The following is a 23,784-nucleotide window of genomic DNA, read 5'->3' on the forward strand; positions in this document are numbered from 1 at the left end:
GAGAGCATCATGACGAAACGCATCGTCTTTACGGGCGGCACCGGCAAGGCCGGGCGCCATGCCGTGGCCCATCTGCTGGCAAAGGGCTACAAGATCCTGAACGTCGATCTCAGGCCGCTCGACCTTCCGGGGGTGAACACGCTGATCGCCGATATCACCGACAGCGGCGAGGTCTTCAACGCCTTCACCAGCCATTTCGGCCTTGACGGCTATGAGGGGGGCGCGCCGCCCGGGGCCCCCGACGCCATCGTGCATTTCGCAGCCGTGCCGCGGGTAATGATCAACCCCGACAACAAGACCTTCGCGCAGAACACGGTCGGAACCTATAACGTGCTTGAGGCGGCGATGAAGCTCGGCGTGCGCAAGGTGATTTTCGCAAGCTCGGAAACCACCTACGGCGTCTGCTTTGCCGAAGGCGACAAGGATTATCATTCTTTTCCGCTGGAGGAGGATTACGACACCGACCCGATGGACAGTTACGGTCTGTCCAAGGTGGTGAACGAAAAGACCGGCCGCGCCTTCGCGATGCGCTATGGCGCCGATATCTATGCCCTGCGGATCGGCAACGTCATCGAGCCGCATGAATACGCCAACTTCCCCGCCTATCTCGCCGATCCGCCAAGCCGCAAGCGCAACGCCTGGAGCTATATCGACGCCCGCGATCTGGGGGAGATCGTGCATCTTTGCCTGCAAAAGGACGGGCTGGGCTATCAGGTGTTCAATGCGGTGAACGACACCATCACCGCCACCCTGCCCACGGCCGAGTTCCTGGCCAAATACGCACCCGAGACGCCGGTCACCCGGCCGATGGGCGAGAATGAGGCGCCGCTCTCCAACCGCAAGATCCGCGAGGTGCTGGGCTTTCGCGAGGCGCATCCCTGGCGGAACTACGTGAAGCTCTGATCCCGACGGCGCCGGGGCGACAAGCGCGTCGGCTGCGGCGCGCAGGATCCGCGCCCGCGCTTGTGCTGCCGGTCAGGTCAGGTCTCTTTCGGGCCGAGCGCGTCACGCAGCCCCTTGGCGCGGGTCGTGCGCATGTAATCGGCCTGCAGCACGCCCGGCATTGATGACGTGTGCCGCATCAGGGCGACCGCAAGCGCCGTGCCCGGCATGATCGATGGCATCAGCATGGTCTGGAAGCTGCGCCGCGGATCGACCCGGGGGCTTTCATAGCCCGAGGCCGGCAGCCAGCCCAGATTGACGGAAATCAGCAGCAGCATCATGGTCCAACCGGAAATCCGGGATCCAGTAGACATATTGGACGATCAGCGGATCGTTGAGCCGGAATTGTCCACGCAGAAAGGCGATGGTTTCAGGATCACGGCTTTCGCCTGCCGGCAGCAGGATCGGATCGCCCCGGCAAAAGCTTTTGCAGCAGGAACACGAAGACCGACACCAGAAGCAGCGTCGGAACGGCAATCAGCACGCGATTGGCGATATCGCGCAGTATCTCGGCAGGCAGCTTTCTGAAAGGCTCCCGCCCGCGGTCCTGCGGGCGGGACAGTCTCATTTCTGACGGGGCTTAACCGGACACGCCCCGCAGACGGATGATGCCGTCGGCATAGGGCTCGAACCCTTCGATCCCGTTGCGCAGGGTGTAGAAGTACTTGATGTGATAGAGATAGATGATCGGCAGATCGTCCTTCAGGATCGCGCGGGTCTGGTCGTAAAGCGCCTTGCGGGCCTCGGGATCGGGTTCGGCACGGGCCTGGGCCAGCAGCGCGTCGATTTCTTCGTTGCGGTAATGCTGGTCGTTATTGGCCCCGTCGCTGCCGACAAAGGGCGCGATATTCGCATCGGGATCGATCCGGCCCGACCAGCCCTGGGCGGACATGTCGAAATTGCCCCGCACGTTTTCCGACAGCAAGGTGGCAAATTCCGTCACCCGCAGCGTGATTTCAAAGCCGGCCTCGGCGGCCATGGCCTGCACCACCTGCCCTTGCTGCATGGCGACGGGCGAATTGCCGGTCTGCATCTCGATCCGCAGGGGCGTTTCGACCCCGGCCTCCGCCAGCAACTCACGGGCGCGCTCGACATCGCGCGCAGGGACAGGGTCGGTTTCGTCATACCAGGTCGTGCCTGGCGCGGCCCACTGGTTGCCGACGACATACTCGCCCTCGAACACCACCTGGTTCAGCGCCTCGCGGTCGATCGACAGGGACAGCGCCTGCCGCACCCGCGGGTCGGACCCCAGCGGCCCCTCGGACCGGGGGCCGTTGCCGACGTTGATCGTGATGCCCTGATAGCCGATGTTGGGCACCTCGAACAATTGCAGGCGGCTGTCATTGCGGATGCCGGGCACGTCCGAGGGCGCGGTGCGCTCAGAGATATCCAGATCGCCCGAGCGCACATTGGCCAGACGCACGGTCGTATCCGGGATCGGCTGATAGATCACGCGGTCATAGTGATATTCGTCCGCGTCCCAGTAATCGGCAAATTTCTCAAGCACGATCCGGTCGCCTTCGACGCGTTCGACAAAGGCATAGGCGCCCGTGCAGACCGGGGACGCGCCAAAGCGGTCGCCGGCCGCCTCGGCCGCGTCGGGCGAATACATCCGGCCCGCGTGATGGGCAAGCTGCGCCAGCAAGGTCACATCGGGGGCGTTCAGCGTCAGGGTCAGTTCATGTTCGCCCGTCGCCTCCGCCGTGGCGATGGAAGAGAGTTCCGCCCGGCGGTTGCTGGTGGGCAGCGTCATGTTCCGGTCGAGCACGCGCGCGGCGGACTCCGCGTTGAAGGGCGTCCCGTCATGGTGGGTCACGCCTTCGCGCAGGTTGATGGTCAGCGTCAAGCCATCGTCGGACCAGGACCAGTCGGTCGCGAGTTCGGGAATGATCTCCATATCCACATTGGTGTTGAACAGCCGGTCGCAGAGCGATTCATAAACCAGCGACGACACGAATGTCCGCGACTGCGCCGGATCGAGCGAATCCGGGTCCTCGTTCAGGCCGATGCGCAGATCGGCGGCGGCGACCATGCTACCAAGGGCGACCGTGCCCAGCAGCGTCGTCATCATCGTGGTTATTCTCATCGAAATCTCCCGTTGGTTTGTTATTGGACAGCAGTCCTGGCGGCTGCTGCGCGATAGAGCGCGAAACACGCCCCGGTTGCCGCACTGCGCGGTGCAGTGGCGACGGCGTCTGCCCCCAGCGATGGCAGGTCTTGCCAATGGTGACAGGCGATCTGATGCGCCCCTCCCTTCTCCGGCACGGGATGCACTGTCTTGCAGATCCCGGTGGCATGGGGGGCAGCGCGTCTGAAACTTGCAGCCAGCCGGCGAATTTGCGGGCGAGGGAATATCCCCGCCCAAGGGTGCGGCCCGCCCGCGCGCACCCGGCATCGGCACGGCGAGCGCCGTCAGCAGCGCACGGGTCGGCATGTCAGAGGTCATGGCCGGTCATCTCCTCCTGATTGTATCTGAGAAGGAGCGCATGAAGATCCATCAGGTGATCGCGCATCGCCTGCGCGGCGGCGGCGCCGTCCCCTGCCTCCATCGCGGCCAGAATCCGGCGATGCTCGGTCTGCGGATAGCTGGCGCCGACGCGGTGACGCTCGTTCAGGCTGGTGCGCAGCCGCAGCAGGCGCTTGTCGTGCCGCCACGCGTTCAGCCGGTCATAGAGCACCAGAAGCAACGGGTTCGCCGCCGCCTGCGCGATTTCGCGGTGGAGCGTGCTGTCCCACAGATCGGCGCTGTCGGCGTCCTTGGCGCTGTCGATGCGGTCGATGCAGGTGGCGATCCGGCGCATGACTTCGGGCGCGGCGCGCTGTGCGGCCAGACGCGCCAGCGACGGCTCGAGCGCGAGGCGCGCTTCGATCAGGTTCAGCAGCCCGGCGGGGCTGGCGCTGATATCGTCGTCGGGAACCTGCGCGATGTTCTGGGGCGGCCCGGTGAACGTGCCCGCCCCCTGCCTGCGCCAGATCAGCCCCTCCGCCTCGAGCACTTCGAGCGCGCGACGGATCTCGCGCCGCCCCAATCCCAGCTTTGCGGCAAGTTCGCGCTCCGTCGGCAGTTTCTGCCCGGGGGCGGCATCGGGCGCGACGAGGATCGCGCGCAAACGCTCCAGCGCGACGGCAGAGCTTTCGGTGACGCCATCCTCGGGCGCCAGAGGCGTGTCAGGGGCTCCGGGAGGGTGTGGGGGCCGGTTTGAACCATTAGACATTGGTTCACGTTAAGGTTCAGAGAAAATTATGCAACCTGTGAATCGCGGGACCTGTGGCGCAGGCAATGCGGCACGACCCCAGGCTTGATTAACCACACAACGCACCGGTCCTTGACGCGCGGCTTGCCGCGGCTACTGGCCCCGGACTCATTGCTGTTCAAAGCCAGAAGAATAGCGGTTGCGGCGAGGGCGGCGGCTGAAAGGAAGATCTTCGGGCGCCTGTCGTAAACGCATCACTGAAACGCACGGTTTGCCAGAGCTTCCTGGCGAAAATCAGGAACCCCGCATCAGGTCTTTCTGCCAGCCTTTGACGTAGTCAACGAATGCACGCAGCTTGGCCGGCATGTTCTCGCGCTGCGGATAGAAAAGGTAAAATCCGCTGAAGGGCGGCAGGTAGCTCTCTAGCATCGGAACCAACGCACCGCTTTCGATATGGCTGCGCAGGCTTTCATAAGGTGCGAAGGTGATGCCGCCATCGCAAAGCGCAGTGCGGATCATCAGATGCAGATCGTTGGTGGTGATATAGGGTGATACTGCGACCGAGAAGGCGCGACCATCTTCCTCGAACTCCCAGCGATGCGGTGCGATATCCGGGCGCACCCGCCAGCCGATGCAGCTATGTTGCGCCAGATCGCGCGGATGCTCTGGCATGCCTGCGCGCGCCAGATAGGCGGGTGTGGCCACAACGACCTCGCGCTGCGGACCGGAGACGGGCAAGGCCACCATGCCCGGCGCGATGCTTTCACGCAGACGCACCCCGGCATCATAGGCCCAATCGCTCAGTTCGTCATCGATGTCAGTCACCGTAATGTCGAGAGTCACTTCGGGATGATCGCGGGCGAATTCCACCAGCATCGGCCCGGCCAGGAAAGCTTCGGCAATAGAGGATACCGAGAGCCGCAACGTGCCTGCGGGTCTCACGGCCGTGCGCAATAGATCAAGCTCGCCCATGGCTTCGGACAGCGGCGCGGCCACACGCTGCAACACGGCTTCGCCCGCCTCTGTCAGCGAAACCGATCTGGTGGTGCGGATGAACAGCATGACGCCCAGCAGATCCTCCAGTCGTCTTACGGCCTGGCTGACGGCGGATCTGCCCATGCCCAGCCGATCGGCGGCAGAGGTGAAGCTTTTTTCCTCTGCCACCATGCGAAAGATCGGGATCAGATTCAGGTCAATCTGCATAGGCGCGTCGCTTTGTAATGGCGCTAGTCGGCTGCAGGTCCGCGGTGGAGCACCATGCCGCCGTGATATAGCACACCCTCGGAAAACGTACCATCGGCGGTAAAGCCGCTGTCATCCCAATAGTAAATGTAATCGCCCCGCACTTCATAGCGCCCTTGGCAGGCCGCCGCACATGTGCCGCGCGCCTCAACATACCGCCCGCTGGGCCAGGTCGCCTTCTGTAATAACGTCCTCCAAAAGGCAAAGAAGCCGGCACCTCTTACACTCTGTGTTCAGCGGCCCGACACAATCAGCGCGAATGGTTGGCAGGGATGTATTCGATCCTCAGCAGGCTGGGCAGGGACACGTTACTCGCGCGAGATCGAGGCGAGCGTCTGGATGCCCCTCCGGCAGGCGCGCCAGGTGGCGAAGACCTGCAGCCAGGCGAGGGCGTCGCGGGCCTGCCAGCCTCGGTCAGGAAGAACCTCGCCAATTCGCGACCAAGGAACGCCAGTCGATCAGCGCCGCCAGCTTCAGCATCGACGATGATATCAGCCTTCGATCTGACCGGCATCCTCGATTCCGAGCATGCGCGGGAAACATATGGCGGTCCTTTGCTTTCCTTTTCCGCCGGGTTGGGCGGATAGTTGCCGTTACCAGCACGGCGCCGCGTGCAACGTACCCTCCGATGAAGGCCGACGATATACTCTTGTGACTTTCTGCTATTATCCTGCCTAACGTGAGCCGCATTTTGAAATCGACGCCTTGACTGCACATGAAATTCTTCATACATTTCAGTTACATATAGATGATATTTTTTGCGGATCGCTAAATGGCCGCGGAGCAGAGTTCCTCGGGAACGGTGGTTCCGCCGCATCGGTGATCGGATGTAAATTAAGGGCCGGGCGGGACATCCCTAACTTCGGCCGGAGATAGAGCGATGAATCTGGAGCCATGTCTGTCTTATGCCGGGTTATATGAATCGGGCCATTTCGAGTCCTTTGCCGACAGGCTGTTGTCGCCAAGTGAACTGATCAACATGGTTACGATCGAGAGGCCGGGCGGGGATGTGTCACGGCCGGCGGTGTCGGATATTGTGCTCTACCAGGAACTCCATGGCGGGGCGCGTCTGAACGCCGACTTCGGAGCGGGGCGGATTGCTGCGACGGCGCAGAAGGGAAGCCTTTTCCTTGCAGCTCCGAATTTCAGCGTCTCCACGGTGGTGGATGGATGGCACCGGGTCCGGAGTATTGCCTTTCCGCTCCAACAATGGCGAGTCATGCTTGATGAAGCCTCTGACGGCCGGTCCTCGTTCGACAACGCGTTCATCTACGGCCAAAATCCTGACTCGCCCGTGATCCGTGCAGCGCTCCAAAACCTGTGGTCTCTTGCCGAAGATGAGGGCGCGCCGTCACGCCTGCTGGCCCGGGCCGCGGGATGCGAGATCCTGGCCGAGCTGTGCCGCCTGCGCGGGGAATCGTTCAAGGCGGCCAAGGGCGGGCTGGCCAGCTGGGCAGTACGACGTTGCAAGGAAATCCTGCACGCCAGGTTCGACGAAGACATTTGCCTGGACGAACTGGCGGCCGAAGTGCACCTGTCTCCCTTCCATTTTGCGCGCATGTTCAAGAACAGCTTTGGCATGCCGCCAAGGGTCTACCTGACCAAGGTGAGAATTGAGAAAGCCTGCGACCTACTCGAAAAAACGGATCTTTCGATCATGGAGGTTGCTCTCGAGGTTGGTTATTCATCAAGCCAGGTGCTTGCCCGGGTCTTCGTCAAGCACCGCCACATGTGCCCTACCGATTACCGTCGGTTGACTCATGGCCGTTAGACATTTCAGCCGACTGCCTGTCAGGCAGGCAATCCTGATTGGGCCGCGTGACTAGCCCGGTTCGTGCACGCGATGAGGCGAGATGTTGAATATTGCTTGGGCATCATCTGGGACAACAGGCCTTGGCAGTTAGCGGTCGGTTTGTAGTTCTTCGGAAGGGCGAAAGCTGTTGTTCATGTCCGGCATCACAAGCAACTGCTTGCCGGCAGGCGACGACCGCATCGTAGACAGCCCGCGAATACGGATTAACCATGGTCGCTGTGTGAACTGACTGGGCCACTGGCCTTTCCCGGGGGCATCCTCCGTTCGGGGATGCGCCCGGTTGGCGGGTGCCGGGCCTCAGGAAGGGGGAAGAGCCCACACGCAGGGTGGCACCTTCATCGCGCTTGATGTCCACAAGGCGACGATCTCCATTGCGCCTGTCGGCAAAGACGCTGCGGGCATGGTCGAGGCCGGAGAACAGCGTCTCGTTCAGAGGCCGTACCGCCCGCGTGGTGGCAGAGACCGGCGCGATCCGCGATGCCTTCGGGCCCGGCTGCGCGCCATGGGCTATCCCTATTCGTGCTGATCCCTTTTGGAGATGCCGAAGAGGCCGGGGCCGCCGACCTTCGCCTGCGCGGCGGCGGGTATCTGCTGCTGCGGGGGGTGCCGGCTGCGGGCTTGTCCATTGACTGCGGGCCACGGTGGTGTCGCCGGACCAGAGGCAGGCGGTCGCGGGCCTTCTGGCCCGGACGGCGGACGGCGATCCCTGGAACACGAAAGCCACCTGCCGCGCCGCCCACGGCCCGATCCGCCGTCGTTCCACTGGCGCCCCGCCCCGGCACCTCCTGCCCGTCAAAGCGTCACTTTCCTGTCCTCGGCCTGCCCGGCCGCCGATAACCGGCGACAGCGCCGCATCGCTGGCCTAGTCAGGACACATGCAACCTGAGGGGAGATGCCAGCATGCGGATTGATCGGCGCAATGACCTGAGCCTGCGCCTGCTCGAGGTCTTCGGGGCGGTGATGGAACGCCGCACCACCACCGGCGCCGCCGAACATCTGGGCCTTTCGCAGCCCGCGGTCTCGAACGCGATCCGGGCGCTCGAGAACCAGCTTGGCCTCACCCTGTTCGAGCGGACGGGTCGCAGCCTTCGCCCCACCGAAGAGGCGCGATTGCTGGTGCATGAAAGCGAGCCGATCTTTGCGATGCTCCGCGCGCTGGAAGACGAGGTGCGCGATCTCAAGCACGGGCGCGCGGGCCGGTTGCGGATCGTGACCACCCCGCCGCTGGGCCATACAATCCTGCCCCATGCGCTGCGCGAGGTGCTTGCGGGACGCGAACGGGTGCAGGTGCGGTATTCGGTTCATCGCATCTCGGTCGTGCTTCAGGCGGTCGAGACCGGCGCGGCGGATGTCGGCGTCTTCCTCGGGCCGGTGCAGAACCAGGGGCTTCGCAGCCATCATCTGGCCGACGGCGAACTGGTGGTCGTTCTGCCCCGCGATCACCCGCTTGCGGCCCGGACGGTCCTGACCCCGGCGGACCTGAGCGGCTATCCGCAGATCGGGCTCAACACCATCATCGGCAACATCGTGGCCTCCGCCCACGCCGCGGCGGGCGTGCCCCATGAACCCCGCTTTGAAACCCGCTACAGCCAGAGCGCCTGCGCGCTTGTTGACGCGGGCCTGGGCCTGGCGGTCGTCGATCCCTATACGGCGGCGGCAAGCGCGGGATTGGCGATCGTCACCCGCCCCTTCCGGCCTGCCGCGACCATATCGGCCGTTGCCGTGACGCGCGGCAAGGGCGAGGCACCAAAGCTGGCCGCACAGCTTGTCGAGGTCCTGCGCCGCCGACTGGCCACACCGCCTTTCACACCCGCTGCCCGGGGCTGACGCCTGCCCCGGCCCCCTCCTATGCCCTGCGCAAATGGATCTATTAGAAAAATAATAGGTTTCGCCGCATCCTCTTCAGGCGATCCACAGGGGGATAGAGGCCTGAAAACGCCAAGAACTGCGCCACTCGCACATCCCTTCAGCATCAGACCCCGGCCCTCCGGCGCGGCTACGCATGTTTGTTGACGGCAGCCTTCGCAGCCGGATTAAATCGCTAATAAGCAGCCAAATGCAGCAGGAGGTCCCATATGCCACGTCCCGCCACCGCCCCTCGCAGGACCTGCGCATGACCGCCCCGGTCGCCGACACCATCCTGACCGGCGGTCGCGTCTGGCGCGGACTCGGCCTGGGCTTTGCCCAGGCGATCGCCCTCGGTGGCGGCAGGGTCCTTGCCACCGGCACGGCCGAACAGGTCGCCGCCCACACCGGCCCGAACACCACCGTGATCGACCTGGCCGGGCGGCTGGCGATCCCGGGACTGAACGACGCCCATCTCCACCTGCTGCCCTATGGCACCGCCATGGCCGAGGTCGATCTGCGGCCGGGTTCGGCGCCCACGATGGCTGCCTTGTTCGACCGCCTGCGCGAACGTGCCGCCACCACGCCCAAGGGTGAATGGGTGACGGGCCGCGGATACGACCACTTCCTTTTCGCCGAGAACCGTCACCCCTACCGCGAGGAACTGGATGCGGCGTGCCCGGATCACCCGGTCTATATCGTGCGCACCTGCGGCCATCTCGCGGTGGCCAACAGCCTTGCGCTGGAACGCGCCGGCATAACCGAAGGGACCCCTTCGCCCGAAGGCGGCCTGATCGAGCGCCAGAACGGCCGGCTGACGGGCCTTCTGGCCGAGACCGGGCGCGAGCCGGTGATGGCCGTCATGCCGGCGGCGACCGAGGATGCCCTCGTCGCCTCGATCGAGCGCGGCGGGCATGATCTTCTGACCTACGGCATCACCTCGGTGATGGAGGCCGCCGTGGGCATCCGCGACGGCTGGACCGAGATGCTGGCCTATCAGCGCGCCCATCGCGAAGGCCGCCTGCCGGTGCGCACCTATGCCTGCCTGATGGGCGACAAGACACGATCCATCCTTGCCCAGGCCGAGGCTGCGGGGCTGGTGACAGGCCGGGGCGATGACATGTTCCGCATCGGGCCCGTGAAGATCTTCACCGATGGCAGCGCGGGTGGACGCACCGCCGCCATGACCCGGCCCTACAAGGGCTCTGAAGATCACGGCATCCTCTGCATCCCCGATCAGGAAGAGCTTTCGGCGATGGTGCTTGCCGCCCATCGCGCCGGCTATCAGATGGCGATCCACGCGATCGGCGATGCCGCCATCGACCAGGTGCTGAACGCATATGCCGACGCGCTGGCCGACACGCCCGCCCCCGGCCGCCGCCACCGGATCGAGCATTGCGGCTGGCTGCGGCCAGACCAGATGGCGCGGATGCAGGAACTGCACGTCATCCCGGCGCCGCAGCCCTCCTTCATGTATTACTTCGGAGACCTCTACCTCAGCGTTCTGGAGGAAGAGCGCGTCGCCGCGTCGCATCCGATGCGAAGCTGGATCGACGCCGGGCTCAACCCCTCTGCCTCGACTGATTGTCCGGTGACCGAGATCGCACCGCTGCCCGGCATCTACAACATGATAACGCGCAAGACGAACCGCGGCACGGCCATCGGCACCGATCAGGCCCTGACGCTGGAGGAGGCGCTGCATGCCTATACCTCGGCCTCGGCCTATGCCAGCGGCGAAGAGGAGATCAAGGGCCGGCTGATCCCCGGTCAGCTTGGTGACGTGGCGGTGTTCGACCGGGATCTGTTCGCCATCAGCCCCGAAGAACTCCTTGAGGCGCGCTGCGACCTTACGCTTCTGGGCGGCCGCGTCGTCCATGAGCGGACGGCACGATGATAGAGACCATCGTCAATCGTCTGATCCTGTCGGTTCCGGTGCTTTTCGGGGTGCTGCTGCTGGGTTTCGTGCTGGTGCAGGTCGCCCCGGGCGATCCGGCGCGGGTGCTGGCAGGGCCGCAGGCCCCGCCAGAGGTCGTGGCCCAGATCCGGGAGAGGATGGGGCTGGACGATCCGCTTTTCGTGCAGTTCTTCCGCTATCTCGGCCGGGTGGCCGAAGGGGATTTCGGCCGCTCGCTCATCTCGAACAAGACGGTGCTGAGCGAGCTGGGCGCCGCGATCGGCCCCACGGCCGAACTGATGCTGGCTTGCCTGATCTGGTCGATCCCGCTGGGCATCGCCATGGGGACGCTTGCGGCGGTCTGGCGGGGATCGCTGCTGGACCGGGCGATCATGGCCTTTTCGGTGGCGGGCGTGTCGCTGCCGATCTTCTTCATCTGCCTGGTGCTGATCCAGCTTCTGGGGGTGCAGTGGCGGCTTTTGCCCTTCATCGGGCGCGGCGGGCCGCTCTGGACTGTGGACGGGCTGCGCCATATCGCGCTGCCGGCACTGTCGCTCGGCCTGATCTTCATCGGCCCGGTCGCACGGATGACCCGTTCAAGCGTGCTGGAGGTCCTGCGCCTCGATCACGTCCGCACCGCCCGGTCCAAGGGGTTGACCGAGCGGCGCGTGATCCTGCGCCACGGACTGCGCAACGCGCTCATCCCGGTGGTGACGCTGGTCGGGTTGCAGGCCGGATATCTTCTGGGCGGGGCGGTGGTGACCGAAACGATCTTTTCCTATCCCGGGATCGGGCGGCTTGCGGTGGGCGCAATCCTGTCGTCGGACTTTCCGCTGGCGCAGGGCACGATCCTGATCCTCGCGCTGGCCTTCATCCTGATCAACATGATCGTCGACGTGCTTTACGCGCTGCTTGACCCGAGGGTGCAGAAAAGATGACGGCCACCTCGATCAACCCGCCCGAGGAAAACACTATCCGCCGCCGCAGCTGGTGGCGCCGGCTTCTGGCCGATCATGCGGCGGCGGCCGCGCTGGCAACGCTGGCCGTCATCGTTCTGGCGGCGATCCTTGCCCCGCTGCTTGCGCCCTACGACCCGGCGACGAGCAGCCGGTCGGTGATGACGCCCCCGGTCTGGTCCGAGCGTGGCACATGGAACCACATCCTTGGCACCGACGGTCAGGGCCGCGACATCTTCAGCCGCATCCTTTACGGCACGCGGCTGACGCTGTTGATCGGGGTCGCCGCCGTGGGGCTGGGCGGCATCCTGGGGTCGTTCCTCGGGCTCATGTCGGCCTTCTACCGCCGGCTCGATCCCTTCGTGATGCGGCTGGTGGACATGATGCTGTCCTTTCCGGCAATCCTGCTGGGCCTTGCACTGGTGGCGGTCTTTGGGCCGGGCACCGTACCTGTCATCGTCGCATTGGCGATCTCTACTGTCCCGGACTGCGCCCGCATCGCGCGTTCCATCGCCGTCAGCGTGATGGAACAGGAATTCATCGAGGCGGGCCGTGCGGTCGGCCTTTCGGATGCAGCACTCTTTCGCCGCTATCTGCTAAGGAACTGCATCTCGTCGATCATGATATTCATCAGCCTGCGCTTCGGGCAGGTGATCCTCTTGGGGGCCGCGCTCAGCTTTCTGGGACTGGGTGCGCGGCCGCCGGCGGCGGAACTGGGCATGATGGCCGCGCAGGGGCGCGACTTTCTTCTCTTTGCGCCGCATATCGCGGTGATCCCCTCGGTGATGATCTTCATCATCGTGCTGGCCGCGAACATCACGGGCGATGCGCTGCGCGATGTGCTCGATCCGCGTCTACGAAGCTGACCAGTCGAAAAACCAACAGGGAAAAAGGAACCGCATAATGATCCGCAAAGGAACCTTGCCCATACTGGGCGCCTGCGCCGCGCTGATGCTTCCGGGCATCGCCGCAGCACAAGACATCACCATCGTCCGCGAGGTGGACAGCAACAACTACGACCCGCACAAGTCCACCGCCCGCGCCGCAGCCGAAATCCTGTTCATGATCGGCGACACGCTGGTGACGCTGGAACCCGACATGCAGACCCTCGCCCCCGGCCTTGCCGAAAGCTGGGAGGTCTCGGACGACGGCCTGACCTATACCTTCACGCTCAAGGAAGGCATCCAGTTCTGCGACGGCAAGCCCATGACCGCCGAGGACGTTGTCTATTCCTTCAACCGCTGGATCGACCCCGAGACGGCCTCACCGGTGGCATGGCGCGCGGGTGACGTCGAAGAGATCAGCGCCCTTGACGACCGAACCGTCGAGTACCGGCTTTCGGCGCCGTTCTCGGAACTTCTCTACCAGCTTACGCAGAGCTTCGGCACCATCATCGACAGCGCGGATGTCGAGGCCCTGGGCGAGGATTTCGGCGTCACCGGCATGAACGGCACCGGCCCCTTCTGCTGGGAAAGCTGGACGCCCCGCGACCAGATGATCGTCACGCGTCATGACGCCTACACCTGGGGTCCGGAGTTCTACGAAAACCAGGGGCCCGCGCATATGGAGCGGATCACCTGGCAGGTCGTGCCCGAGGAAAACACCCGCACCGTAGCGCTGATGACGGAACAGACCGAAGTTACGCAATACGTGCCCCATATCGCGCTGGAACAGCTGCGCGCCGCCCCGAGCATCGAGGTCCAGCGGTCGGACGAAGCCTTCTGGAGCTATTTCATCGGCTTCAAGGTGGACAAGGAAACCGTGTCGGACCCCGCCGTGCGGCAGGCGATCAACCTTGCCGTCAATCAGGAAGCCATGGCCGAGGACCTGTTCTTTGGCGAGGTCGAACCCGCCTACAGCTATATCAGCCAGGCGACGCTCGACTGGAACAGCGACATCGACGACGACCTGCTGCGCTATGATCCCGACCGCGCGATCGAGCTTCTGGACGAGGCCGGCTGGGTGCCGGGCCCCGACGGGGTGCGGGCCAAGGACGGCGTGGCGCTTCGCCCGGTTCTTTATGTCTTTGCCGGTTCCACCTGGCAGAAGATTTCCGAATTCGTGCAGGCGGAGTTGCTGCGGATCGGCGTCGCGGTAGATGTGCAGGCGTTCGACGCCACCGTTGCCTGGGGCATGATGGCCACTCAGGACTTCGACATGTTCGGGATGAGCTATCCTTACGTTTCGGCGGGCGACGCGCTCAACCTCTACTTCCGTTCGGAAAACATGCCGACGCCGAACCGGATGAACTGGGACGACGCCGAAACCGACGAATGGCTGCAAGAGGGCAAGACCGCGCTGGACGACGCGGACCGCGCCGAAGCCTATGGCAAGGTGCTGGCCCGCGTGCACGAGGCCGCCGTCTGGCTGCCGCTTTACCACGAGCCGATGTTCATCGCCCATACCGACCGGCTGGAGCCGGTGGTGCCGCATAACAACTATGGCGCCGGGCTTTACAAGGGGCTCGACCTGAGGTTCCGCGACTGACCGTCTGATTGACCGGACGGGCCGGAGCCTGCCTGCGCCCCGGCCCGTGTCATCCGCCCATTCCTGCCCGGAGCCTGCCCGTGACCAGCCAGCCTGCGACGCCCCACAGCCAGACCGTCACCGTCATCCGCAACGCCTCGTGGATCGTTGCCTGGAATGGCGACGACCGGCGCCATGAATACCTGAAGGATGGCGACCTCGCCTTCGAGGGCGACCGCATCATCCATGTCGGCGGTCGCTATGACGGCCCCGCTGCGACCGAGATCGACGGGCGTGGGCGTCTCGTTTCCCCCGGCTTCGTCAACATTCACTCCCACCCGCTGTCCGAACCGATGAACAAGGGCATCCTCGACGAACTCGGCAGCCCCCGGCTCTACATGAGCTCGCTTTACGAATTCATGCCGCTCTTTCGTCCCGATGACGAAGGGCGCACCGCCTGCACCCAGGTCGCGCTGTCCGAGGCGCTTCTGTCCGGCGTCACCACGCTCGTCGACCTGTCGGTGCCCTATCACGACTGGATCGACCTCCTCGCCCGTTCCGGCATCCGCGCCGTTGCAGCGCCGATGTATCGTTCTGCCCGCTGGTTCACGAAGAACGGCCATGTGGTCGAATACGAATGGGACGAGGCCGCCGGCCGCGCCGCCATGGACGAGGCGATGGCCGCCATCGACACCGCAACGGCGCATCCCTGCGGGCGCATCACAGGCATGGTCGCGCCCAGCCAGATAGACACCTGCACCGCTGACCTGATCCGCGACAGCTTTGCCGAGGCGCAGGCGCGCGGCATCCAGTTCCAGATCCACGCCGCGCAGTCGGTGGTCGAATTCCACGAGATCACACGTCGCCACGGGCGCACGCCGCTGCAATGGCTGGACGACCTCGGCGTCCTTGCCCCGGGCGCGATCGTGGGTCACGGCATCTTCCTCAACGATCATCCTTGGGTGCACTGGCCGCAGGCCCGGGATTTCGACCTGCTGCGCGACAGCGGCGCCGCTGTCGCCCATTGCCCGACGGTCTTCCAGCGCCGCGGGATCGCGATGCGCACTGTGGGGCGCTATATCCGCGCGGGCATTCCCATCGGCATCGGCACTGACACCTATCCCCACAACATGCTTGAGGAACTGCGCCACGCCCTCATCAACTCGCGCCTCCTCTCGGGCGACCCCTATGACCTGCGCACCCATCACATCTTTGACGCCGCCACCATCGGTGGCGCAAGGATCCTCGGGCGCGACGACATCGGGCGGCTTGCCCCCGGCGCGAAGGCCGACCTCTTCCTCGCCGACGTGACCCATCCGGCGATGCGGCCGGTGCGCGACCCTCTGCGCTCGCTCATCTATGTCGCGGCGGAACGGGCGGTAAAGGATGTCTTTGTCGACGGCCGGCGCGTGGTGCAGGACGGCGCCGTGCTGGCATTCGATCTGCCCGACGCGCTGGAACGGCTGGAGGCCGCGCAGCGCCGCGCCGAAGAGGTCTTTGCCACGCTCGACTTCGCCGGCCGCAGCCATCTTCAGGCCTCGCCCCTCACCTATCCGGTGGCTGGATGACCGGGCAGCTTCTTTCCGTCGAGGACCTTCGCATCCAGTTCCGCATCGAGGGACGGGATTATCGGGCGGTGGATGGCATCAGCTTCAGCGTCGACAAGGGCCAGACGCTGGGGGTGGTGGGGGAATCCGGCTGCGGCAAAAGCGTGACCTCGCTGGGCATCATGCGGCTGGTGCCGCAGCCGCCGGGGCGCTATGCGGGCGGGCGCGTCATGTTCGACGGCGAGGACCTGTTGAAGCTTTCCGAGGCCAGGATGCGCCGGCTGCGCGGCGGCCGGATCGGCATGATCTTTCAGGAACCGATGACCTCGCTCAACCCGGTCTATACCTGCGGCGCGCAGATCACGGAAAGCCTGAGGGTCCATTCCGATCTGTCGCCCCGCGCCGCCCGCGACCGCGCCATCGAACTGCTGGATCTGGTGCGCCTGCCCTCGCCCACAAAACGGGTGGACGACTATCCGCACCAGCTTTCGGGGGGCCAGCGCCAGCGGGTGATGATCGCCCTTGCGCTGGCCAACGACCCGGACCTGCTGATCGCGGACGAACCGACGACCGCGCTGGACGTGACGATCCAGGCCCAGATCCTGGAACTGATGAAGGATCTGCAGGAACGGACCGGAACCGCGATCCTGCTGATCACCCATGATCTGGGCGTGGTGGCCGAAACCTGCGACGAGGTGGTGGTGATGTATGCGGGTTCGGTCGTTGAACGGGCCCGCACCGCCGATCTCTTTGCCGACCCGCAGCATCCCTATACCATCGGCCTGATGGCCGCTGTGCCCCGCATCGACATCGAGGCGGACCGCCTTGCCACGATCGAGGGGTCCGTCCCCGCCCCATGGGTACAGGTCGACGGTTGCCGTTTCGCCTCACGCTGTCCGCTGGCGACCGACCAGTGCCGCAGCGTGCCGCCCCCGCTGCGGGAAATCGCCCCGGCCCACGGAGTCGCCTGCTGGTACGCGCCGATCGAAAGAGGCCGCGCATGACCCCTGTTCTGGAAGTCGAAAACCTCACCAAGCATTTCCCGGTCCGCCGCGGCCTTCTGCGGCGTCAGGTGGGGTCCGTCCAGGCCGTGACCGACGTGAGCTTTGCCGTCGCGCCGGGCGAAACCCTTGCCGTGGTCGGCGAATCCGGCTGCGGCAAGTCCACGACGGGCCGCGCGCTTCTGCGCCTGATCGAGCCCAGTTCGGGACAGGTGCGTCTGGACGGCGAAAGCGTGACGGACCTTGGCCGCGAAGAGCTGCGCCAGATGCGCCGACGGATGCAGATCATCTTTCAGGACCCCTATGGCTCGCTCAATCCGCGCATGACGGTGCGCGAGGTCCTGTCGGAACCGCTGCTGCTGCACGGCGTGGCGACAGCCCGGACGCTTGACGCGAAACTGGCCGAACTGCTTCAGCTCTGTGGCCTGTCCTCCTTCCATGCCGAACGCTATCCGCATGAATTCTCGGGCGGGCAGCGCCAGCGGGTGGGGATAGCGCGGGCCCTTGCGACGCGGCCGCGGCTTATCGTCTGCGACGAACCCGTCTCGGTGCTGGACGTAAGCGTACAGGCGCAGATCGTGAACCTGCTGCAGGACCTGCAACGGGAACTGGGCATGGCTTATGTCTTTATCAGCCACGACCTTGCGGTGGTCCGCCATATCGCCAGCCGTGTGGCCGTCATGTATCTGGGCCGCATCGTCGAAGAGGCTCCGGCCGCGGCGCTTTTCGCGCGGCCCCTGCATCCCTATACCCGCTCGCTGATCGAGGCCGCGCCGCGCCCCTCACCTAACCGGCGGCGTCTGCGCGCCCCGGTCGAGGGCGATGCGCCAAGCGCGCTTGCCCCGCCGCCCGGCTGCGCCTTCCATCCGCGCTGCCCGCTGGCCATCGACCGATGCCGCAGTGAACGGCCTGCGTTGCGCCCCTTTGACGGCGCCCGCGTCGCCTGCCATCGTGCCGAGGATGCGCCCCCGGCCGGCGGCCCGGCCCCCGCGGAAGTGCAGGACGAAACCCGCCTGGCCCGGCGCATGGCCGTACTTGCGGCCGCGCGCGCAGGCGTGCCCGCAGGCTGACCAAGGGCACGGCGCCCGCGAAACGCCGCGGCTGCTGTTTTTGACTGTCAGGCGACCGTAGCGGACAGCAGCCCTTGTGAAGGCGAGATGCCGCCAAGCTGAGGAATGCGCTTCTTCCAATTTTCAAAGGTTGCTTCGACTGTAATCCGAAGGGCGGCGCCTCCGGACGGGCGGTGCCGTTCAGATGCGCCGCTTGCTGACCTTGGCGTCCGCGCCCGGCGCGGGCGTGTCGCGCAGCAGCCCGAGGAAGTTCGTCACCGCATGCGACCGGAAGGGCATCTTGCGCATCGCCACCACCATGCTGCGGCGCGCCCAGTCCTCGGCCAGCGGCGCGCCCAGCACATCGGTCCCGCCCAGCAGATGCAGGCCGGTGCCACGCAGGAAGCCGATGCCGAAGCCCGCCTCGACCATCCGCACCAGCGACGACATCGTCTCGACATTCACGCGCTCGCCCATGCTCTGCCCTGCCCTGGCCGCAGCATCGCTCAGCAGCCGGTCCAGCGCGCCGGAATGATGAAAGCCCACCATTTCATGGCCGACGACATCGGCGAAGGGAATGGGCCGCCCCCCCGCAAGCCGTGGGGCAAGCGGATGATCGGGCGCGGCGATGACCCAGACATCATCCGACGAGACCGGCAGCACCTCATAGGGCGAGAAATCATGATTGTCCGTCAGCACCGCGAGATCGACCTCGGCATCCGACAGCGCCGAAAGCGCGGCCGTGCCGTACATTTCTCGGATATCAAGGGTCACGCCGGGATAAGTCTGCGCGAAAAGCGCCAGACGTTCCGGAAGGAGCCCTGACAGGGCCGAACTGGTGCAGGCAAGCCGCAGACGCCCGGCCCTTCCGGCGGAAAAGCCGCTCATCAGCACATCCAGATCCTCGATCTGCTGCAGGATTATCCGGGCGGTCTCGGCATAGGCGTTGCCAGCCGTCGTCAGGCGCACACCCTGCGCCGAGCGATCAAACAGCACGACGCCGAGACGACCCTCAAGCTCGGCGATGCGCCGGCTTACGGCCGAAGGGGCGATACGTTCCGTCTGGGCGGTGCGCGCGATCGAACCGTCACGGGCAAGCGCAAGCACCAGGCGGGCGGTTACGGGGTCAAAACTCGGCACGGTCACGTCAGTCTGCTGGGCACGTCCTTTCGACGCGGTGCCGCAACATCGCACAGGTGTCGTCAGGCATCCAGTCCCATGCGCCGCCGCAGGAGGTCGGAGGTCGCATGGGTCGAGGCAAGCTCTTCAAGCGTGCGGCAGCGGCGCAGTTCAGCCATGACGCGATCAATACCGCCCAGCAGGCGGCGGAAAAGGGAGGATTTCATTTTCGGTCTCCGGGGTTGCAAGCCGAAGATAGAATGTGATGCCGCAGCGCAGAAGCGCCGTTTCGGCACAGGGGGCATCGCGGCAGAGCAAGGCTCGCCTTCGGCGCGAGTGACCCGGTGGCGCAGCAGTCGCACGGTTGGTTCAGGGCGTGAGTTTCCGGATCGGCGCGCCGGCCTGCCAGGCGGCAATGGCCTCGACCGTCTGGCTGTAGAACAGCGCCCAGGTGGCCCGCGTCACATAGCCAAGATGCGGGGTAAGCAACAACTGGCCGCGCCCGATCAGATCCGCATCACGCAGTGCGTGGTCCGCGGGCAGCGGTTCTTCGTCGAAAACATCAAGGGCTGCCCGCCGCCCCGGTTCCGCCCGCAGCGCCGACAGCAGCGCCGCCGTCTGCACGAGCGGCCCGCGCGAGGTGTTGATCAGCATGCCGTCGGGCTTCATGGACGCCAGCGCCTCAGGCCCGATCAGGCCCTCGGTCCGGTCCGACAGCACCATATGAACGGAAACGGCATCGCTTTGGGCCACCAAGGCGGGCAGCGATGGGCAATGTGCAACCCCAAGCTCCGCGCACCGCGCCGGCGTCAGGTTCGGGGACCAGGCGCAGATCTGCATCCCGAAGGCCCGGCCAAGCGCGGCCATCTGCTGTCCGATATTGCCAAGCCCGACCAGCCCGAGCGTCATGCCATGCAGGTCACGTCCCAACCCCACCTGCCAGCCCCCTGCCGCAAGCGATCGCGATTCGGGCATCAGGTTGCGCGCCAGCGCCAGAAGCAGCAGCATCGCGAGCTCTGATGTCGTTGTCTTGCGCGACTGGGTGCCACAGACGGTGATCCCGGCCTCCGTGGCGGCATCCAGATCGATCGAGAGGTTACGCGGACCGCTGGTCACGATCAGGCGCAGCTGCGGCAACTGGCGGAGAAGGCTTGCCGGCAACGGCGTCCGTTCGCGCATGACGCAAAGGATATCGAAAGGCGCAAGCCGCGCGGCCAGTGCGGCTTCATCCTTCAGCGTATCGCGAAAGAAGGTCACATCCGCGCCAAGCGAGGCCCAATCGGCAAGGCCCGCCGCCACCCCGGCATAATCATCCAGAACCGCGATGCGCATCGCAATAGCTCCTTGTCCATTTCGTCAAGGGCACCGGGCATTTTGCCGCAGGTGGCCGCTTGATCTCTGCTTGCCTGTTGTATACAGCTGGATACAAGTCGGCAACGGGGGGTAGCTGATCGGAATGCGCCGGGGTTGCACATGGCGCCGACCGACCGTCCGCCTTCCCCAAACCGGTTCTGGCGCGCAATACTGGCGCCAGACCCAACTGGAGAATCGGGAGGATTCACATGACAACAATCGACAGACGCAAGTTTCTTGCGGTCGCCGGCGGCACGGTTGCAGCAACAGCCCTGCCGGTGTCCTTCGCCTCGGCACAGGGTGTAAGCTTTGCGGGCCGGAACATCGAATGGGTCATCCCCTTCGCCGAGGGTGGTGGGTCGGATGCCTGGGCGCGTTTCCTCGCCCCTTATCTCAGCCGCCATCTTCCGGGTCAGCCCAATGTCATCATCCGCAACGTACCCGGCGGCGGATCGATCACCGGCACCAACGAATTCGTGGCCCGCGCCCGTCCGGACGGGCTGACGATCATCGGTACCTCGGGCTCGACGCAGTTCCCCTATCTGCTGGGCGATCCGCGCGTGCGCTATGACTATTCGGTGCTGCCGCCGGTGCTCGTCTCGCCGACGGGCGGCGTCGTCTATCTGCCCGCACGCTTCGGGATCGAGGATGCCTCGCAGCTCGGCCAGCTCGCCGATCAGGAACTGGTCTATGCAAGCCAGGGCGCGACCTCGCTCGACCTCGTGCCGATGCTCGCCTTCCTGGTGATGGGCCTCAACGTGCGCCACGTCTTCGGCATGACCGGGCGCGGTGACGGCCGTCTCGCCTTTGAGCGCGGCGAGGCGACGATCGACTACCAGACCTCGGCCGCCTATCTGTCGAACGTGCAGCCGCTGGTGGATGCCGGTGAGGCCGTGCCGATGTTCTCTTGGGGGGTGCTGGACGCGCAGGGCAATGTGCAGCGCGATCCGACCTTCCCGGATATCCCGCATTTCGTCGAAGCCTATGAGATGATGCACGGCGAGGCACCGTCGGGCGTCGAATTCGATGCCTACATGGCCTTCTTCGGCTCGGGCTTTGCAGCACAGAAACCGGTGATGCTGCCCCAAGGCACCGCGCCCGAGATCGTCGCCACCTACCGCGAGGCTTTTGCGGCAGCCGTGGCCGACCCGGAGCTTCAGGCCAACAAGGAGGCCGCGCTCGGCGATTACGAACAGGCCGTGGGCGACGACGTCGAGGGGCTTTACCGGGTCGCGACCACGATCGACGAAGAGGCGCGCGAATGGGTCCGCCAGTACCTGACCGAGACGCACGGCGTCACGTTCTGACGCAGGCAATGCCGCGCCGCCGCTGCCCCCGTGGCGCGGCGGCGTCTTTCATCAAAGGATGATCGCACATGTTCGAGACGCTCTTTTCGGCGCTCGCTGAGTTGATGACGCTGCAGCACCTCGGGTTCATGACGCTGGGCGTCGTGCTGGGCCTGATGGTCGGCGTCCTGCCGGGGCTGGGCGGGATCGTCGGCCTTTCGCTGCTTCTTCCCTTCCTCTACGGGATGGACCAGACCTCGGCGTTGGCCATGCTGATCGGGCTGGTCGCGGTCATCCCGACCTCGGATACCTTTGCCAGTGTCCTGATGGGCATACCGGGGTCAACGGCCAGTCAGGCAACCGTGCTTGACGGCTTTCCGATGTCGAAGCGCGGCGAGGCTGCACGCGCCCTCTCGGCGGCCTTCTCGGCCTCGATGATCGGCGGCGTCTTCGGCGCGATGGTGCTGACCGGCTTCGTGGTGATCGCGCGGCCCCTGATCCTCAGCTTCAGTTCCGCCGAATTGTTCGCGCTGACCATCTTCGGATTGTCGATGGTGGGCGTGCTGTCCGGCAGCAACCTCGCCAAGGGGATTGGCGCCGCGGGGCTGGGCCTCGTGATCGGGACGGTCGGTTCGGCGCCCGCCACGGGTGAATACCGGATGGATTTCGGCACGCTCTATCTCATGGACGGAATCCCGCTGGTGATCGTGGCCCTGGGGCTTTTCGCCGTGCCGGAAATCGTGGACCTGCTGCGCGGCGGCAGTTCGATCGCGGGGACGAGCCGTCTGGGCAAGGGCTGGATCGACGGCATCCGCGACACCTGGACCTACAAATGGCTGACCCTGCGCTGCGCGGGCCTCGGCGCGATCATCGGCGCCATCCCAGGGCTTGGCGGCAGCGTGGTGGACTGGATCGCCTATGGCCATGTTGTTCAGACCTCGAAGGACCGCAGCCAGTTCGGCAAGGGGGACGTGCGCGGCGTGATCGCGCCGGAATCGGCCAACAACGCCAAGGAGGGCGGCGGCCTGATCCCGACGCTTCTGTTCGGGATCCCGGGATCGGGCTCGATGGCGGTGTTTCTGGCCGGGCTTATCCTGCTGGGCATCCAGCCCGGGCCGGCCATGGCCGAACGTAACCTCGACGTGACCTACACGATCGTCTGGACCCTTGCGATTGCCAATGTGGTGGGCACGCTTTTGTGCATCGTCGCCGCGCCGGGCATCGCACGGCTGACGACGATCCGCTACACGCTGGTCGCCCCCTTCATGATCATGGTGATCTCCTTCGCCGCCTTTCAGGCCACGCGGTCGATCTTCGATCTGGTCGCGCTTCTGGGCGTTGGTGTCGTGGGCGTGCTGCTCAAGCGCTTCGGCTGGCCGCGTCCGGCCTTCCTGATCGGCTTCGTGCTGGCGACGCAGGCAGAACGCTATCTTTATCAGGCGGTGCAGTTCTACGGCTGGGGCTTTGCCGGCCGCCCGCTGGTCATCGCGATCATCGTGCTGACGGCGCTGTCGGTCTGGCTGGGCGCACGCCGGCGCCCGGGCGAAGGTTCGGCCTCGGTCGCGACCGAAGGCGCGGCCGATCTGGCGCAGGCCAAGGTGCTCTGGCCGCAGATCGCCTTTGCGCTGGCGCTGCTCGCCACCTTCATCTTCGTCTTTGTCGAGGCATTGCCCCTGTCGCGTCTGGGCGGGATCTTCCCCACCTGGGCCGCGGTGGCCGGCGCCCTTGCAACGCTGGTGGCCCTTGTGCCGCTGCTGCTGGGCCGGCAGGGCAGCAGCGCCAATTTCGACATGGAGGCCGCCCCCCGCGAGGAAGACGCCCGTTTCGGCGCCTGGGGCATGCTGCTCTGGCTGGCGGGCTTTGTCGGCGGGGTTGCGCTGGTGGGCTTCTTCATCGCGCTGCTGGGCTTCTTCATCGCCTTCCTGCGCGTGATGGCACGCACATCCTGGCTGACCACGCTGATCCTGACGGCGGCGGCGGCGGCCTTCATCCTGACGCTCGCCTATTCGCTGAACCTCGTCTTCCCGGGCGGCTGGCTGCAAGAGGTCTATGACCTGCCCTGGCCGCTGCGCTGATA

At 65.4% G+C, this 23,784-nt stretch carries 20 protein-coding genes and 1 pseudogene; 12 read left to right on the top strand and 9 right to left on the bottom strand.

Annotation, left to right across the window (positions count from 1 at the left end; all coding sequences use genetic code 11):
• The first annotated feature begins 9 nt into the window (after positions 1–9).
• Positions 10–903 (top strand): NAD-dependent epimerase/dehydratase family protein, encoded by an 894-nt coding sequence (locus ACFSGJ_RS02320; protein ID WP_390259146.1) that lies wholly within the window; start codon positions 10–12, stop codon positions 901–903.
• Between the two features lie 77 nt (positions 904–980).
• Here ACFSGJ_RS02320 and ACFSGJ_RS02325 read toward each other — a convergent pair whose 3' ends face one another.
• The 6 genes and pseudogenes from ACFSGJ_RS02325 to ACFSGJ_RS02350 all read right to left on the bottom strand — a co-directional run.
• Positions 981–1,223 (bottom strand): ABC transporter permease family protein, encoded by a 243-nt coding sequence (locus tag ACFSGJ_RS02325; RefSeq protein ID WP_390259148.1) that lies wholly within the window; start codon positions 1,221–1,223, stop codon positions 981–983.
• Positions 1,224–1,318: 95 nt separating this feature from the next.
• Positions 1,319–1,510, bottom strand: coding sequence for a hypothetical protein (locus tag ACFSGJ_RS02330; RefSeq protein ID WP_390259150.1), 192 nt, complete (start codon positions 1,508–1,510; stop codon positions 1,319–1,321).
• A gap of 12 nt (positions 1,511–1,522) precedes the next feature.
• On the bottom strand, positions 1,523–3,028 hold the full coding sequence (locus ACFSGJ_RS02335; protein ID WP_390259152.1) for an ABC transporter substrate-binding protein: 1,506 nt from the start codon (positions 3,026–3,028) through the stop codon (positions 1,523–1,525).
• 349 nt (positions 3,029–3,377) lie between these two features.
• The gene (locus ACFSGJ_RS02340) at positions 3,378–4,157 is read right to left on the bottom strand and encodes a FadR/GntR family transcriptional regulator (RefSeq protein WP_390259154.1); all 780 of its coding nucleotides are present in this window, start codon (positions 4,155–4,157) and stop codon (positions 3,378–3,380) included.
• A gap of 273 nt (positions 4,158–4,430) precedes the next feature.
• Entirely contained in the window at positions 4,431–5,339 is a 909-nt protein-coding gene (locus tag ACFSGJ_RS02345; protein WP_390259155.1) for a LysR family transcriptional regulator, read from the bottom strand.
• A 23-nt stretch (positions 5,340–5,362) separates the two neighbouring features.
• Positions 5,363–5,551 (bottom strand): annotated as a pseudogene (locus ACFSGJ_RS02350) (Atu4866 domain-containing protein); the annotation flags it as partial.
• A gap of 707 nt (positions 5,552–6,258) precedes the next feature.
• On the opposite strand from ACFSGJ_RS02350, the gene ACFSGJ_RS02355 reads away from it, so the two are divergent.
• The 9 genes from ACFSGJ_RS02355 to ACFSGJ_RS02395 all read left to right on the top strand — a co-directional run bounded on the left by ACFSGJ_RS02355 (position 6,259) and on the right by ACFSGJ_RS02395 (position 17,970).
• On the top strand, positions 6,259–7,149 hold the full coding sequence (locus ACFSGJ_RS02355; RefSeq protein WP_390259156.1) for an AraC family transcriptional regulator: 891 nt from the start codon (positions 6,259–6,261) through the stop codon (positions 7,147–7,149).
• 942 nt (positions 7,150–8,091) lie between these two features.
• On the top strand, positions 8,092–9,018 hold the full coding sequence (locus tag ACFSGJ_RS02360; protein WP_390259157.1) for a LysR family transcriptional regulator: 927 nt from the start codon (positions 8,092–8,094) through the stop codon (positions 9,016–9,018).
• A 286-nt stretch (positions 9,019–9,304) separates the two neighbouring features.
• Positions 9,305–10,930: an amidohydrolase gene (locus ACFSGJ_RS02365; protein ID WP_390259158.1), complete on the top strand. Its 1,626-nt coding sequence runs from the start codon at positions 9,305–9,307 to the stop codon at positions 10,928–10,930.
• Complete coding sequence (locus ACFSGJ_RS02370; RefSeq protein ID WP_390259159.1) at positions 10,927–11,868, top strand: ABC transporter permease; 942 nt, start codon at positions 10,927–10,929, stop codon at positions 11,866–11,868. The genes ACFSGJ_RS02365 and ACFSGJ_RS02370 overlap by 4 nt, the downstream gene beginning before the upstream one ends.
• A complete protein-coding gene (locus ACFSGJ_RS02375) occupies positions 11,865–12,752 on the top strand; it encodes an ABC transporter permease (protein ID WP_390259160.1) in 888 nt (295 codons plus the stop codon). The genes ACFSGJ_RS02370 and ACFSGJ_RS02375 overlap by 4 nt, the downstream gene beginning before the upstream one ends.
• A 37-nt stretch (positions 12,753–12,789) precedes the next feature.
• Positions 12,790–14,373, top strand: a complete 1,584-nt coding sequence (locus ACFSGJ_RS02380) for an ABC transporter substrate-binding protein (protein ID WP_390259162.1) — start codon at positions 12,790–12,792, stop codon at positions 14,371–14,373.
• 80 nt (positions 14,374–14,453) lie between these two features.
• Positions 14,454–15,920, top strand: a complete 1,467-nt coding sequence (locus ACFSGJ_RS02385; protein ID WP_390259164.1) for an amidohydrolase family protein — start codon at positions 14,454–14,456, stop codon at positions 15,918–15,920.
• Positions 15,917–16,903 (top strand): ABC transporter ATP-binding protein, encoded by a 987-nt coding sequence (locus ACFSGJ_RS02390; RefSeq protein ID WP_390259166.1) that lies wholly within the window; start codon positions 15,917–15,919, stop codon positions 16,901–16,903. Before ACFSGJ_RS02385 ends, ACFSGJ_RS02390 begins: the two co-directional genes overlap by 4 nt.
• Entirely contained in the window at positions 16,900–17,970 is a 1,071-nt protein-coding gene (locus tag ACFSGJ_RS02395; protein WP_390259168.1) for an ABC transporter ATP-binding protein, read from the top strand. The genes ACFSGJ_RS02390 and ACFSGJ_RS02395 overlap by 4 nt, the downstream gene beginning before the upstream one ends.
• Positions 17,971–18,150: 180 nt before the next feature.
• On the opposite strand, the gene ACFSGJ_RS02400 is transcribed toward ACFSGJ_RS02395, so the two are convergent.
• The 3 genes from ACFSGJ_RS02400 to ACFSGJ_RS02410 form a co-directional block, all read right to left on the bottom strand.
• On the bottom strand, positions 18,151–19,095 hold the full coding sequence (locus tag ACFSGJ_RS02400) for a LysR family transcriptional regulator (protein WP_390259169.1): 945 nt from the start codon (positions 19,093–19,095) through the stop codon (positions 18,151–18,153).
• A gap of 56 nt (positions 19,096–19,151) precedes the next feature.
• The gene (locus tag ACFSGJ_RS02405) at positions 19,152–19,295 is read right to left on the bottom strand and encodes a hypothetical protein (RefSeq protein ID WP_390259170.1); all 144 of its coding nucleotides are present in this window, start codon (positions 19,293–19,295) and stop codon (positions 19,152–19,154) included.
• 142 nt (positions 19,296–19,437) lie between these two features.
• Complete coding sequence (locus ACFSGJ_RS02410; RefSeq protein WP_390259172.1) at positions 19,438–20,400, bottom strand: D-2-hydroxyacid dehydrogenase family protein; 963 nt, start codon at positions 20,398–20,400, stop codon at positions 19,438–19,440.
• A 230-nt stretch (positions 20,401–20,630) separates the two neighbouring features.
• Here ACFSGJ_RS02410 and ACFSGJ_RS02415 point away from each other — a divergent pair, with 230 nt between their 5' ends.
• Both ACFSGJ_RS02415 and ACFSGJ_RS02420 read left to right on the top strand, forming a co-directional pair.
• Positions 20,631–21,728: a Bug family tripartite tricarboxylate transporter substrate binding protein gene (locus ACFSGJ_RS02415; RefSeq protein WP_390259173.1), complete on the top strand. Its 1,098-nt coding sequence runs from the start codon at positions 20,631–20,633 to the stop codon at positions 21,726–21,728.
• Positions 21,729–21,796: 68 nt separating this feature from the next.
• Positions 21,797–23,782: a tripartite tricarboxylate transporter permease gene (locus ACFSGJ_RS02420; RefSeq protein ID WP_390259175.1), complete on the top strand. Its 1,986-nt coding sequence runs from the start codon at positions 21,797–21,799 to the stop codon at positions 23,780–23,782.
• Positions 23,783–23,784: the final 2 nt, after the last annotated feature.

The sequence above is a fragment of the Halodurantibacterium flavum genome, assembly GCF_042681825.1.
Taxonomy (GTDB): domain Bacteria; phylum Pseudomonadota; class Alphaproteobacteria; order Rhodobacterales; family Rhodobacteraceae; genus Halodurantibacterium; species Halodurantibacterium flavum.

What these genes read in the sequence shown, in the direction of transcription:
- ACFSGJ_RS02335 (WP_390259152.1), bottom strand. Translation starts at nt 3,028, where the DNA reads ATGAGAATAACCACGATGATGACGACGCTGCTGGGCACGGTCGCCCTT.
- ACFSGJ_RS02345 (WP_390259155.1), bottom strand. Translation starts at nt 5,339, where the DNA reads ATGCAGATTGACCTGAATCTGATCCCGATCTTTCGCATGGTGGCAGAG.
- ACFSGJ_RS02320 (WP_390259146.1), top strand. Translation starts at nt 10, where the DNA reads ATGACGAAACGCATCGTCTTTACGGGCGGCACCGGCAAGGCCGGGCGC.
- ACFSGJ_RS02340 (WP_390259154.1), bottom strand. Translation starts at nt 4,157, where the DNA reads ATGTCTAATGGTTCAAACCGGCCCCCACACCCTCCCGGAGCCCCTGAC.
- ACFSGJ_RS02405 (WP_390259170.1), bottom strand. Translation starts at nt 19,295, where the DNA reads ATGAAATCCTCCCTTTTCCGCCGCCTGCTGGGCGGTATTGATCGCGTC.
- ACFSGJ_RS02415 (WP_390259173.1), top strand. Translation starts at nt 20,631, where the DNA reads ATGACAACAATCGACAGACGCAAGTTTCTTGCGGTCGCCGGCGGCACG.
- ACFSGJ_RS02410 (WP_390259172.1), bottom strand. Translation starts at nt 20,400, where the DNA reads ATGCGCATCGCGGTTCTGGATGATTATGCCGGGGTGGCGGCGGGCCTT.
- ACFSGJ_RS02375 (WP_390259160.1), top strand. Translation starts at nt 11,865, where the DNA reads ATGACGGCCACCTCGATCAACCCGCCCGAGGAAAACACTATCCGCCGC.
- ACFSGJ_RS02325 (WP_390259148.1), bottom strand. Translation starts at nt 1,223, where the DNA reads ATGATGCTGCTGCTGATTTCCGTCAATCTGGGCTGGCTGCCGGCCTCG.
- ACFSGJ_RS02420 (WP_390259175.1), top strand. Translation starts at nt 21,797, where the DNA reads ATGTTCGAGACGCTCTTTTCGGCGCTCGCTGAGTTGATGACGCTGCAG.
- ACFSGJ_RS02365 (WP_390259158.1), top strand. Translation starts at nt 9,305, where the DNA reads ATGACCGCCCCGGTCGCCGACACCATCCTGACCGGCGGTCGCGTCTGG.
- ACFSGJ_RS02395 (WP_390259168.1), top strand. Translation starts at nt 16,900, where the DNA reads ATGACCCCTGTTCTGGAAGTCGAAAACCTCACCAAGCATTTCCCGGTC.
- ACFSGJ_RS02360 (WP_390259157.1), top strand. Translation starts at nt 8,092, where the DNA reads ATGCGGATTGATCGGCGCAATGACCTGAGCCTGCGCCTGCTCGAGGTC.
- ACFSGJ_RS02390 (WP_390259166.1), top strand. Translation starts at nt 15,917, where the DNA reads ATGACCGGGCAGCTTCTTTCCGTCGAGGACCTTCGCATCCAGTTCCGC.
- ACFSGJ_RS02330 (WP_390259150.1), bottom strand. Translation starts at nt 1,510, where the DNA reads ATGAGACTGTCCCGCCCGCAGGACCGCGGGCGGGAGCCTTTCAGAAAG.
- ACFSGJ_RS02355 (WP_390259156.1), top strand. Translation starts at nt 6,259, where the DNA reads ATGAATCTGGAGCCATGTCTGTCTTATGCCGGGTTATATGAATCGGGC.
- ACFSGJ_RS02380 (WP_390259162.1), top strand. Translation starts at nt 12,790, where the DNA reads ATGATCCGCAAAGGAACCTTGCCCATACTGGGCGCCTGCGCCGCGCTG.
- ACFSGJ_RS02370 (WP_390259159.1), top strand. Translation starts at nt 10,927, where the DNA reads ATGATAGAGACCATCGTCAATCGTCTGATCCTGTCGGTTCCGGTGCTT.